10 protein-coding genes are annotated in these 12,681 nt (G+C 72.2%); 8 read left to right on the forward strand and 2 right to left on the reverse strand.

Annotated features, from left to right (window positions below):
• Positions 1–741 precede the first annotated feature (741 nt).
• A complete protein-coding gene (locus BKA14_RS39170; RefSeq protein WP_184955760.1) occupies positions 742–1,500 on the reverse strand; it encodes a glycerophosphodiester phosphodiesterase family protein in 759 nt (252 codons plus the stop codon).
• A gap of 297 nt (positions 1,501–1,797) precedes the next feature.
• Between BKA14_RS39170 and BKA14_RS39175 the strand changes: the two genes are divergently transcribed.
• From BKA14_RS39175 to BKA14_RS45405, 8 genes are all read left to right on the forward strand, one after another.
• Positions 1,798–2,574, forward strand: coding sequence for an L-type lectin-domain containing protein (locus BKA14_RS39175; protein WP_184955761.1), 777 nt, complete (start codon positions 1,798–1,800; stop codon positions 2,572–2,574).
• 81 nt (positions 2,575–2,655) lie between these two features.
• Positions 2,656–3,468, forward strand: coding sequence for a glycosyltransferase family 2 protein (locus BKA14_RS39180; RefSeq protein WP_184955762.1), 813 nt, complete (start codon positions 2,656–2,658; stop codon positions 3,466–3,468).
• Positions 3,465–4,589 (forward strand): glycosyltransferase family 4 protein, encoded by a 1,125-nt coding sequence (locus BKA14_RS39185; protein WP_184955763.1) that lies wholly within the window; start codon positions 3,465–3,467, stop codon positions 4,587–4,589. The genes BKA14_RS39180 and BKA14_RS39185 overlap by 4 nt, the downstream gene beginning before the upstream one ends.
• Entirely contained in the window at positions 4,586–6,517 is a 1,932-nt protein-coding gene (locus BKA14_RS39190; RefSeq protein ID WP_184955764.1) for a putative glycosyltransferase family protein, read from the forward strand. Before BKA14_RS39185 ends, BKA14_RS39190 begins: the two co-directional genes overlap by 4 nt.
• A complete protein-coding gene (locus tag BKA14_RS39195) occupies positions 6,514–7,272 on the forward strand; it encodes a hypothetical protein (protein WP_184955765.1) in 759 nt (252 codons plus the stop codon). The genes BKA14_RS39190 and BKA14_RS39195 overlap by 4 nt, the downstream gene beginning before the upstream one ends.
• Entirely contained in the window at positions 7,266–8,522 is a 1,257-nt protein-coding gene (locus BKA14_RS39200; protein WP_184955766.1) for a lipopolysaccharide biosynthesis protein, read from the forward strand. The genes BKA14_RS39195 and BKA14_RS39200 overlap by 7 nt, the downstream gene beginning before the upstream one ends.
• The gene (locus BKA14_RS39205) at positions 8,519–9,745 is read left to right on the forward strand and encodes a glycosyltransferase family 4 protein (RefSeq protein ID WP_184955767.1); all 1,227 of its coding nucleotides are present in this window, start codon (positions 8,519–8,521) and stop codon (positions 9,743–9,745) included. Before BKA14_RS39200 ends, BKA14_RS39205 begins: the two co-directional genes overlap by 4 nt.
• A complete protein-coding gene (locus BKA14_RS45405; RefSeq protein WP_184955768.1) occupies positions 9,723–11,066 on the forward strand; it encodes a glycosyltransferase in 1,344 nt (447 codons plus the stop codon). The genes BKA14_RS39205 and BKA14_RS45405 overlap by 23 nt, the downstream gene beginning before the upstream one ends.
• Here BKA14_RS45405 and BKA14_RS39215 read toward each other — a convergent pair.
• Positions 11,000–12,619 (reverse strand): glycoside hydrolase 5 family protein, encoded by a 1,620-nt coding sequence (locus tag BKA14_RS39215; protein ID WP_184955769.1) that lies wholly within the window; start codon positions 12,617–12,619, stop codon positions 11,000–11,002. The genes BKA14_RS45405 and BKA14_RS39215 overlap by 67 nt on opposite strands.
• Between the last annotated feature and the right edge of the window lie 62 nt (positions 12,620–12,681).

Raw genomic sequence — 12,681 nt, forward strand, 5'->3', positions numbered from 1 at the left:
TCGCGTCGTCACAGACGAATGTAAAACACGCTGGGCTGGATGCACCTTAGAGCAACCTGGGAAAACAATTCCAGCCCGTTCTTGATCCCTTTCTTAGCGTCATTGCACCCCACGCTGCGGCAAGGCGAGAGACCCACCGGCGAGGCATGACCGAGACAGGGCGCGCGAGGCGCCTCGCACCGCGCTGTGTCTGGCTCTGCGCTGTGTCTGGCTCCGCGCTGTGTCTGGCTCCGCGCTGTGTCTGGCTCCGCGCTGTGCCTGGCTCCGCGCTGTTTCTGGCTCCGCGCTGTTTCTGGCTCCGCGCTGCACCTCGACCCGCGACTCGCCTTGTTTCGCTGCCACACCTCCCCTCGCGCGGCGTGCGGTGTGGCGGGCGTGGCGGGCGTGCGGCTTGCGGTGTGGCGCGGGCATGGCGGTGGCGTGGCGGGCGTGCGGCGTGCGGTGTGGCGCGGGCATGGCGGTGGGGTGGTCTGGCGGGCGTGGCGGGCGTGCGGCGTGCGGTGTGGCGCGGGCATGGCGGTGGGGTGGTCTGGCGGGCGTGGCGGCGTGCTGCGCGGCGGGCGTGGCGGCGTGCGGCGTGGCGGGCGAGGCGGCGTGGCGTGGCGGGCATGTCGGCGCGGCGTGGCGTGGCGGCGTGCGGTGTGGCCTGGCGCGTGGGGAGGTGCGGCGCGATGTGTGGGCTGACCTCGGGGCGCGGCGCGGAGCGTGGGTGCAGCGCAGGGCCGAACAAGGGGCGCGCGGTCAGGGCCAGAGGCCGCGGGACTGGTAGACCTCTTTGAGCACGGTCAGGCGGTCGGTCATGATGCCGTCGACGCCCAGGTCCAGCAGGCGGTTCATTTCGGTTGGGTCGTCGATCGTCCAGACGTGGACCTGCAGGCCCAGGCGGTGGGCGAGCGCGATGAAACGGCGGTCGACCACGGTGAAGCGGCCGTGCCGGGGCGGGACCTGCACGGCGGCGACCGAGGTGGGGAAGCGTACGGGGGTGCCGGTCACCGAGGCCAGGCGGAGCAGCGCCGCGGAGCGGGAGCCGAGTGACGTGGCCACGGACGGGCCGGCCAGCGAACGCACCTGGGCCAGGCGGCGGTTGCTGAACGAGGCGAGCAGCACGCGGTCGGTTGCGCCGGAGGTGCGTACGCATTCGACGGTGGGGGCCACGCCGGGGTCGGCCTTGATGTCGATGTTGAAGCGGGTCTCGGGCCACGCCGCCAGGATCTCGTCGAGTCGGGGGACGAGGGCGGCGCCGCCGATCCGTACGGACTGGAGGTCGGACCACGTCAGCGACTCGATGGCGCCGGCCCCGTCGGTGACCCGGTCCAGGGTGGCGTCGTGGAAGACGACCGGGATGCCGTCGGCGGTGGCGTGCACGTCGGTCTCGACGTAGCGGTAGCCGAGTTTCACGGCGCGCTCGAAGGCCTCGGCCGTGTTCTCGTCGCCGTCGGCCGCGCCACCGCGGTGGGCGAAAGCCAGCGGTGTCGGCGCGTCCAAGTAGGGGAAGGGCACGGCCCGATCCTAGGAGCCGCGATCTTCGGGCGAGCCGGCCGAGCTGTTCGTCCGGGTCACCGGCAGGATTTCGAGGCCTGAGAGCGCTGCCAGCCGTCGATGAGATCCCGGGCCTGCGCCTGCGGGGGTGTGCTCGTTCCGGGCGAGCACCACATCGGCGCGTTCCATCAGTGGGTAACCGACCGAATGCATCCTATCCGGAGCAAATAGTATCGACTCGGTCACGCGGCTCTGCGCGCTGTCCTACCTTAGGCCACGTCCTAGTGGGGCAAATTATCCGAAATGGAGCGCAGAACTGTGTCTTCTTCACGTTCCTCGAGATTGGCCCGCGGCGGGCTCATCGCCGCTCTGAGCCTCTCGATAGTCACCGCGGGAGCGCCGGCGTTCGCGGCCGACGGCGACCCGATCATCGACTGGCCCACCTTCAAGGGCGCCGCGAAGAGCCTCGACCGTAACGGCGCGGCCGACCTGATCCTGTCGTCGGGCGACAAGGCCCGGCAGCGGATCCTGCGGCTCACCCCCGGCGGTTACCGGCAGTCCGGTTCGGCCTGGTCGACCACGAAGCTCGACGTCACGCAGTCGTTCGAGTCGACCTTCAAGGTCTACCTGCACCACTTCCGGCCGGGCGCCGACGGCATCGCGTTCGTCGTGCAGACCGAGGGCCCGCGGGCCCTCGGCGGCTGGGGCGGCGGCGTCGGCTACCGCGGCATCAAGCCCAGCCTGGCGGTCGAGTTCGACATCTACCAGAACGCGTTCGACCCGAGCCGCAACCACCTCGCGGTGGTGCTCGGCGGGAACCCGGACTACCAGGACGCCGTGGCCGAGTCGCCGATCCCGCTGTACGGCCGCCCGTTCAACGCCCGGGTCAGCTACGACGCCGAGGCGAGCCTGCTGCGGGTCTACGTCAAGGCGCTCAGCGCCGGCGCCCGCGAGCGGCAGGTGCTCGAGCAGGAGATCGACCTGGCCCAGCACGTGCGCGGCGACTCCGCGTGGGTCGGCTTCACCGGATCCACCGGAACGGGCCTCTCGAAGCAGGACATCTACTCCTGGACGCTCCAGGGGTCGGAAGCCTGACCAGGTAATGCGCCGGTGCCGGCCGGTCACGCCGGCCGGCCCGGCGGCTTTTGACGTCCCCACCGAGTCTTGGAGAGAAGTATGTCGACGGTCCCCTACGCTCGCCCTCAGGCCGGAGCGGGAACCGAGCTGCCGCCCCCGGTGATCGCGACCGCGGGTGAGCCGCTGGTCAGCGTCATCATCCCGGCCCTGAACGAGGCGCGGAACCTGCCGCACGTGATGGCCGCCCTGCCCCAGGTCGACGAGGTCATCCTGGTCGACGGCGGGTCGACCGACGACACGGTCGACGTGGCCCGCCGCCTGATGCCCGGCATCCGGGTCGTCCAGCAGAACCGCCGGGGCAAGGGCAACGCGCTGGCCTGCGGGTTCGCCGCCGCCACGGGCGACATCCTGGTCATGATCGACGCCGACGGGTCGACCGACCCCCGGGAGATCCCGAGCTTCATCGAGGCGCTGCGCTCCGGCGCCGACTTCGCCAAGGGCTCTCGCTTCTCGACCGGCGGCGGCAGCGCCGACATCACCCGCCTGCGCCGGGCCGGCAACCTCGGCCTGAGCCTGATGGTCAACCTCCTGTTCCGGACGCGGTACAGCGACCTCTGCTACGGCTACAACGCCTTCTGGGCCCGTCACCTCGACGTCTTCGGGCTGGACAGCACCACCGCGGCCGAGGGGCGGCTGTGGGGCGACGGCTTCGAGATCGAGACCCTGCTCAACCTGCGCGCGGCCCGGGCCCGGCTGCGCATCGTCGAGGTGCCCAGCTTCGAGCAGCAGCGCCTGTACGGCGAGAGCAACCTCAACGCGTTCACCGACGGGATGCGGGTGCTGCGCACCATCGCCCGCGAGTGGCCGCGCCGGCGCCCGGCCGGCGACCGCGCGCCGGAGCGGACGCGGTGAGGATCGGCGTCGTCACGAGCGCCTACCACCCCGAGGTCGGTGGCGTGGAGACCCACGTCCGCCGGCTCTGCGCCGCGCTGGTGGCGACCGGTGACGAGGTCGAGGTGCTGACCCAGGCCGCCGCGGGCTCGGTCGAGACGATCGACGGCGTCGTGGTCAGGCGCTTCCCGCTCACCGTCTCCGCCGCCAACTACCGGTTCTCGGTGGGGCTGTGGAAGTGGCTGCGCGGCCACGCGGGCCGCTACGACGTGTTGCACGCGCACAGCTACCACGCCCTGGCTGCGCTGCCGGCCGCGCTGACCAACCGCACCCCGATGGTCTTCACGCCGCACTACCACGGCACCGGGCACAGCCGGTTACGCGCGGCTCTGCACCCCGTCTACCGCCCGCTCGGCCGCCGGATCGTGGCCCGCTCGAGCCGGATCATCTGCGTCACCCGGGCCGAACGGGAACTGCTGATCGGTCACTTCCCGGAGGCGCGCAACCGGATGGTGGTCGTGCCCAACGGCACCGACCCCGCCCCCGACTTGGTGGCCGGGCCCGAGCCGGGGCGCAGCATCCTCTGCGTGGGCCGGCTCGAACGCTACAAGCGGGTCGACCGGGTCATCCGGGCCATGACCCAGCTGCCCGGCGACCACCGGCTCGATGTGGTGGGCGCCGGTCCGGCCGCCGAGGAGTGGCAACAGCTGGCCGACCGCCTCGGCCTGAGCCCGGACCGGGTCGTCTTCCACGGCCGCCTGCCCGACGGCGCCTTCCACGCCCGGATGGCGTCGGCCGCCGCCGTGGTTTCGGCCTCGGCCCACGAGGCGTTCGGCATGGCCGTGGCCGACGCGCTGACCGCCGGCATCCCGACCGTCGCCTCCTTCATCCCGGCGCATCGCGAGCTGGCCGCCATGGCCGCCCCTGGCGCGCCGCTGTGGCTGGTCAACCCGGACGACGAGGCCGCGCTGGCCGACGCGCTGCGGGTCGCGGCGGGCACCGACCGGGCCGAGCACGGCCGCAACACGCTGCCCACCTGGAGCGACGTCGTGCTGGCGACCCGCGAGATCTACACCGGCGTGGCACCCCCGGTCCACGTCATCCAGCAGGCCAAGGCCGGTGCCGGAGCCGGCGACCGATGACCCTGACCCAGCCGGTCGCTGCCGATCGTCTCCACCGCGCCGCCGCGAGCCCGCCCGAGGCGCCCGCGGCGGCGTCCCGGCGTCCGGCCCTGGCCTGCGCGGTGACCCTGGTCGTGACCGGTGGGGCCGGAGCCGCCCTGCTCGTGGCGGCCAACCGGGCCGCCGAGTGGGACACCGGCCGCCAGTTCGGGCTGTTCTGGCTGGGCATGCTGGTCTTCACGCTGCCCGCGGTGGCCTGGCTGGTGCGCCGCACCTCGAGCGCCCGCCTGCGCGTGGCGGTCCTCACCGCGTACGCGGGCTTCACCTACCTGCCCAAACTGCTGCGCACGCCGGACGGGCCGCTCTATCACGACGAGTTCGCGCACTGGCGGCAGGCGCACCAGATCCTGCTCGACGGCCGGCTCTTCGAGCAGAACCCGATCGTCAAGGTCGTCGGGGACTTCCCCGGCCTGCACTCGACCGTCGCGTCGATCTCGGCCCTGACCGGCGTCTCGATCTGGCACGGCGCGCTGTTCGTGCTGATCACCGCGCACCTGCTCGTCGTGCTGGGCGTGGCCGTGCTGGCCGAGGAGATCTGGCCGGACGGCCGGATCGCCGCCGTGGCCGCCGTCCTGTACAGCATGAACAGCTCCTTCTTGTTCTTCGACACCCAGTTCGGGTACGAGTCGCTGGCGATCCCGCTGCTGGTGTGGACGCTCGTCGCGCTGCACCGGGCGATGCGCGGACCGGCCGGACGGGCCCGGCTGGGCTGGTCCGCGGTCACCCTGGTGCTCTCGGCGGCCACCATCGCCACCCACCACCTGACCGCGCTCGGCCTGCTCGGCGTCATGCTGATCCTCTGCGCGGTGGCCACTGCCCGGGCGTTGCGCCGCAGCCACCCGCGCGCGGTGACCTGGACCGCCTGGGTGCTGACCGGCTCGGCCGCCGTGCTCGTGGTGACGTACCTGGCCGTGGTCGCCCCGCGCACGGCCGGCTATCTCGACCCTTACCTGGCCAAGGCGCTCGACCAGGTCGCCGGCATGGCCGGGAGCAGTGGCTCGGGCAAGCGCACGCTGTTCCGCGAGTCGGTCGCGCCCTGGTGGGAGCGGTACGCCGCGTTCGGCGCGCAGGGCCTGGCCGGGGCGGCGATGGCCGCGGCCCTGTGGCGGCTGCGCTATCGGCGGACCGGCGACGCGGTCTCCCGTACGGGGGCACTGGCCATGCTGGTGCTGGGCTCGCTGTACTTCCCGGCCGCCCTGCTCATCCTGACCCCGTCCGGCGCCGAGGGCGCGCGCCGCTCGTGGGCGTTCAGCTATCTCGGGATCGCGCTGGTCGTGGCCCCGGTCGTGGTGGCGCTGCTCGACCACGCGACCCGCCGCACGGCTCGGGCCGCCGTCGCCGTGGCCTTGCTCGCGGCGTGCACGGTCGCGCTGGTCGGCAACACCGCGGCCGGCATGAACCCGTCGTACCGGTTCCCGGGCCCGCCCGTCTTCGGCTCGGACACCCGCTCGGCCATCCCCGAGGTGGCCGCCGCCTCGGCGTGGCTGCGCGAGACCCAGGGCCGCGACCTGCGCATCGTGGCCGACCGTTACTCCGGGCTGATCTTCGGGTCGTACGGGGAGCAGCGGCCGGTCACCGGTTCCCAGTCCTTCCGCACGTACGACCTTTACCTCGCCCAGCCCGGCCGGGAGATCCCGCCCCGCCTGATCGAGCAGCTCAGCTCGTGGCGGTTCGGCTATCTGATCGTCGACCGGCGGATGGCCCGGGAGGTGCCGGAGATCCAGATCTACTTCGAGACCAACGAGCCGGTCCCGCACGACGGCCGGCCCGCGTTCACCCTCGGTCAGCTCACCAAGTTCGACCACACGCCGTGGACCATCAAGATCTACGACAGCGGCAACATCGCGATCTACCGGTTCGACTTCACCTCGTACGGGGGTCCCCGGTGACCACGCCGCGCCTGCTGGCCGCCGTCTACGGCGCCCTGCTCCTGCTGGCCCTGGCCGGCAGGCTGCCCTGGCTGCTGGTGCCGGTCTGCCTGGCCACCCTGACCGTGCTCGGCGAGCTGTGGCTGCGCGCGCTGACCGGCGAGGGCATGCCCCCACTGCACCGGATCGGCCTGGCCACCGCGGCCGGCCTGGTCAGCCTCCCGTTCGTGGCGCTCACCCTGCACGTCTGCGGGATCGCGATCCGCGCCCGCTCGGTCGCGGCCGGCCTGGCCGTGCTGGTCACCCTGCTCGGCCTGGCGGTGCTGGTGCGCGAGCGGGCCACCGGGGCCACGGCCGACCCGCGCCTGCCCCGCATGATCGGCGCCGTCGTTGTCCCCGGCGTGCTCATGCTGGCGGCCGGCTTCTGCGCGCTCGAGGCGTACGACCGGATGCCGCACCCGCCGCAGCCGGGCTACACGAGCGTGGCGCTCACCGGGTGGGCCGCGGGCATCGACCGGCCGGTCGCCATCCCGGCCCGCGGCGTGCACGTGCGGCTGCGGGTGAGCAGCGCCGGGCTGCCCGCCGCGACCGCGCCGCTGCGGGTGCGCGTGGGCCAGCGACTCGTTGCCACCCGCCCGCTGGCCGTCGCGCCCGACGCCACCGACGCCGTCGAGGTCTTCGTGCCCGCCCCGCCCGACGGCTGCCTGCACCGCATCGAGATCAGCCTGGGCCCGGCGAGCACCGTGTTCTACGGCCGGGGGCCGGCCGGATGTTGAGGACCGTCTCCCGCGACTCGCTGGCCCGCAACAGCGTGTTGATCATGGCGAGCACGGTCGGCACGGCTGGGCTGGGCTACCTCTACTGGCTGCTGGCCGCGCGGCAGCCGGGCCAGCCGGCGATGGGCACGGCCACCGCCCTGATCTCCGTCTCCGCAGTGGTCAGCATGGTGTCCAACCTGGGCCTCGGGCACATGTTCATCCAGCGGCTGCCCGGCACCGGCGTACGGGAATGGTCGCGGATCGTCGGCGCGGGACTGCTCACCGGATGCGGCGTCACCGCGGCCGTCGCGTTCGCCGCGGCCGCGGTGCTGCCCTCGCTGGCCGCGAACTTCGCCTTCCTGCGCAGCTCGTCGGGCGTCGCCGCGCTGGTCGTGGCGTCGGTCGCGCTGACCGCCACGACCCTGCTCGACAACGTGTTCGTGGCCCACCGGGCCAGCCACGGCATGCTCACCCGCAACCTGGCCCTGGCCGGCGGCAAACTGGCCACGCTGGCCCTGCTGACCTGGGCCGGCTACGGCGGGGCGGGCGTCGTGCTGGTGGCCTGGACACTGCCGTCGGTCGCCGTCACGGCGTACACGCTGACCACGATGCTGAGCCGGCTGCGGCCCGGGGCCCGGCTCACCACCCGCGGGATCGGCGCCGAACTGCGGCACGTGCAGGGCTCGCTGGGCGGTCACCACCTGATCAACTTGGCCCAGGCCGGGCCCACCGCGCTGCTGCCGGTGCTGGTCACGGCCCGGCTCGGAGCCGAAGCCAACGGCCACTTCTACGTGGCCTGGATGACGGCGTCGGTGCTGTTCATGGTCTCGCCCGCGGTCGCCTCGGCCCTCTACGCCGAACGCTCCAACGCGGCCCCGGCCGGCCTGCCCAGGGCCGCGCTCGTCGTGCTGGCCGTGACCGGGCTGCCCGCGCTCGTGCTGTTCTTCGCCGGGGAGTCGATCCTCGGGCTGTTCAGCGCGAGTTACGCGGACCAGGGCGCGCTGCTGCTCAAGATCCTCGTGCTGGCCGCCCTGCCCGACGCCGTCACCAACCTGGCCGTCGCGCACTGGCGGTCGCTCGGCGAGTTCCGGCGCTGCCTGCGGCTCAACCTGCTGATGGCCACCGTCTGCCTGACCCTGACCTGGCTCTGGCTGCCCGGCACCGGAATCGAGGCGGCGGGCATCGCGTGGCTCGCCGGGCAGACCACCGGCGCCCTCGTCGTCGCCGTCCGTTGCTTGCCGACCCGTCGAAAGGCCTCCGCTGCATGAAAATCCTGCACCTGTCCAACCTGTACGCCCCCGTCATCGGCGGGCTCGAGCGCAGCATCGCCACCAGCAGCGAGGAGCTGGTACGACGCGGGCACGAGGTCACCGTGCTCACGCTGGCGACCCCGCTCGCCGGACACGACGAAGAGATCCGGGGCGTACGGGTGAAACGCGTGCGCAGCGTGGCCAACACCCTGCTGCCCGGCATGAACGCGGACGCCGGCAAACCGTTCCACCCGACCACCGCCGACCCGCTGACCACCGCGGCCATCCGGCGGGTGCTGCTCTCCGGCCAGTACGACGTGGTGCACAGCCACGACTGGATGATGTACAGCTACCTGCCCCTGCGCTACGGCCGCGGGGGACTGCCGCACGTGCACACGGCGCACGACTTCGGCTTCACGTGCGTCAAGAAAACCTTCGCCCGCAACGGCCGTACGTGCGGCGGCCCACGGCTCGGCCAGTGCGTGCCCTGCGCGACCCCGCAGTACGGGCGGCCCAAATCGGCCCTGCTGACCACCGCGCTGCGGGCCCAGCGGCACCGGGGCATCGACGCGCTCACCGCGATCTCGCCCGCCGTCGCCGCCGGGGTCAGCCACGGGCGGCTCCCCGGTGACCTGCCCGTCCAGGTGATCACGTCGCTGGTGCCGGACGGACTGGACGAACTGGCCCGCAACACCCCCCGCCCGGCCTGGCTGCCCGACCGGCCCTACCTGCTCTTCGTGGGCGCGCTGGGACCGCACAAGGGCATCGACGTGCTCTTCGAGGCGTACCGGCGCTTGGTGTCCCTCGGCGATGCCCCGGCGCTGGTCTGCATCGGGACGCCCCGCGACGACACCCCACCCGTCCCCGAAGGCGTGATCGTGCGCCACAACGTGCCGCACCCCGAAGTGATGGCGGCCTGGCACGGCGCCGCGGCCGGAGTCGTGCCCTCCGTCTTCGAGCCCATGGGCCAGGTGGCGGTGGAAGCCCTGCTGGCCGGCACCCCGCTGATCGCCACCGCGGCGGGCGGCCTGGCCGACATGATCCGCGACGGCGAGAGCGGCCTGCAGGTGCCGGTAGGTGACGTGGGCGCGCTCGTGACCGCGATCCGGCGGTTGCTCACCGACCCCGGCCTGACCGCGCGGCTGCGCACAGCCGGCCACCGGCGCGGACTCGACTACACCGCCGCCCGCGTCGTCCCGCAGATCGAGGAGGTTTACCGTGCCTGCATCGCCGCTTCCTGATGGCGACGGCCCCACCCGGATCGTGGTCGTCGGCTCCGGCTGGCGCTTCCTCTCCGGCATCAGCTACTACACCTGCCGGCTGAGCAACGCGCTGGCCACCCGCTACGAAGTGGGCGCGATCCTGATGCGGCAACTGCTGCCCACGCGGCTCTACCCGGGCCGCGCGCGCGTCGGCCACCGTCTCAATGCCCTCTCGTACGATCCCCGGGTCCACGTCTTCGACGGCATCGACTGGTGGGGCGTGCCGAGCCTGCTCCGCGCGGTGCTATTCCTGCGCTCGTTCCGCCCCGAAGTGCTCGTGCTGCAGTGGTGGACCGGCGCCGTGCTGCATTCCTACCTGGTGCTCGCGCTGGCCGCCCGCGCGCTCGGGATCCGCGTCGTCGTCGAGTTCCACGAGGTGCAGGACACCGGCGAGGCCCAGCACCGATGGGCCACGCTGTACTGCCGCACCCTGATCAAGCCCCTGCTCCGCCGCATCTCGGGCGTGATCGTCCACTCCGCCTTCGACCGGACCGCCCTGCGCTCCACTTACGACCTCGCGGGCGTCCCGGACGAGATCGCCTTGCACGGCCCGTTCGACCACCACGAGCGGGCAGCCGTGCCACCGGCGCGCCGCGCCCCCGAGCCCGCTTCAGCACCCGCCCCCACGTCCGCCCACATCTGCGCGCCCTCCGCCTCCGCTCCCGGTTCTGCTTCCGCCGCCGCCCCTGCGCCCCGCGCTGTCCCCACTACGCATGATCAAGTTCGTCTGCTGTTTTTCGGGACGATTCGCCCGTACAAGGGGCTTGAAGATCTTGTCGAGGCTTTCGGGCGGCTGCCGCAGCACTACACGCTCACGGTGGTGGGGGAGACGTGGGAGGGGTGGACCCTGCCCGCGGCGATGATCGCGGCATCGCCGGCCGCGTCGCGCATCACGTTCGTGAACCGCTATGTCGCGGATTCCGAGGTGGACGACTTCTTCGCCGCCGCCGACATGGTGGTGCTGCCGTATCGGCGGAGTTCGGCCAGCGGGCCGCTGCACATCGCGATGAGTCACGGGTTGCCGGTCGTCGTCACCGCGGTCGGCGGGCTGGTCGAGGCCGCGTCCGCATACGCCGGCACGACCTTCGTGACCAGTGGGTCGCCGGCCGCGCTGGGCGAGGCGATCGTGTCGGCCACCGCAAACGTCGGAAGGCGGCACACCGACCCCTCCTCGTGGGAGAAGTCGGTGGCCGCCTTCACGCGCCTGTTCGCCCGGATGGGCGTACCCGTTGCTCAGGACGCGGAGATCACCGCGTCGTCGAACCAGACCGTGCCGGTGTTCTCGCCCGACTTGAGGTGAACCTGCATGCTGGCCGAGCCGGCCGGGGCGGCCCCGTCGACCACCAGCTTGGTCCAGCCGGTGGTGCCGACCGGCAGCCACGTCGAGCTGGCCCCGCCGAGCCACTTGTCGTTCGCGTCGAACCAGCTCAGCGCGATGGTGTTGGTGCCCGTGGCCGCGTTGCCGCGGGCCCAGACCTCGCCGTGCCACTTCTGACCGGCCTTGACGGGCGTGATCGGGGCGACCCGGTACGACGGCGAACCGGCCGCCGTCTTGCCGGTGTTGGTCATGCTGACCGACCACTTACCCGTACGGGCCATGCTCTGGGTCTTGACCGCCAGGCCCAGCTCCGGCATGTAAGCGCGCCACGGGGTCAGGTTGTTGCCCGCCTCGAAGCTCGGGTCCATGACACTGGCCGGCATGTTCGCGTCGGTCCAGCCCGCCTTGACCACTGCCGCGGCCGGCTTGGCGGTGCCGTCGGTGCGGTACAGGCCGTAGTTGTACTGGGCCGGGATGCGCGAGACGGCCGACGACGGGATGCTGCCCTGGACGAAGTCGTTGAGCGTCCACGGCGCCACCGACTGCACGCCGGCCACCTCGGCCGCCTCGAAGATGCGGGCCAGGAACGCGGCCTGCTCACCCTCGGTGTTCTGCAGGGTGTTCAAACCCGTCTCGCCGATCGTGATCGGGGTCGGGCTGACCGCGGACTGCGCGCCCTTGATCAGGGAGAGCGCGCGCTCCGAGTTGCCGTACAGGTGGAACTCGTAGAAGTCGAGCGTGGTCGAGCCGAGGCTGGTCTTGACCTTGGCCAGGCCCTTGGCGCCGGACACGCCGTCGGTCGAGATCGTCAGCGGCATCGTCGGGAACGCCGAGCGCATCGCCGGGATCATCTTCTTGGCCCAGGTCATGGCCTTGGCGTTGTCGGCGTCGATCTCGTTCTGCAGTTCGAACGACAGGATGCGCTTGTCGTCCTTGTAGCGGGTGAGCACGGTCTTGCTCCAGGCCACGCTCTCGTCGACGTCGCCGTACGCGTCCCACCAGTCGAAAAGCGTGAACTTGACGGTCATGCCGTGGGCGGCCGCGATGTCGACGAACTGGGACAGCCGGTCCTGGTAGCCGTTCCACGGCTTGGGCCAGCCGAACGTGCTCGGGAAGATGATCACGCGAACGTTGTCGGCGCCGAGCGCGTCGGCCTTGGTCAGGTCGGCGTCGATCTTGGCGGGGTCCCACTGGGTCCACATCTTCGACCAGCCGGCCGCGGACGGGTAGTAGTTGAGCGTCTTCGCCCTCTTCACCGCGGCCATGCGGGAGGCCAGGGTGGGGACGGCCGGGGCCTCGGCGGCCTTCACGGTCTTGGTGGCCGAGGTCTTGGCCGTCGTCTTGGTGGTGCTGTTCTTGGCCCGCGCGGTCTGGGCCGTACTGGTCTTGGTGGCCGTGGTCTTGGTGGTGGACTTGGTGGCGCTCGTCTTGGCGGCGGTCTTGGCGGTTGCGGCGGTGGCCGGCGCATGCGGGAGCGCGAGGCCCAGGAGCAGCGAGGAGGCCAGGACGGCGGCACAGCGGCGAGGCGAGAACACGGCTGGTCGGGGCCCTTCGGTCGGAGTGCGGAAGTTTTTCGGGAGCGCCACCTCTATCGGTC

Origin of the sequence: Paractinoplanes abujensis (genome assembly GCF_014204895.1) — a bacterium.
GTDB lineage: Bacteria > Actinomycetota > Actinomycetes > Mycobacteriales > Micromonosporaceae > Actinoplanes > Actinoplanes abujensis.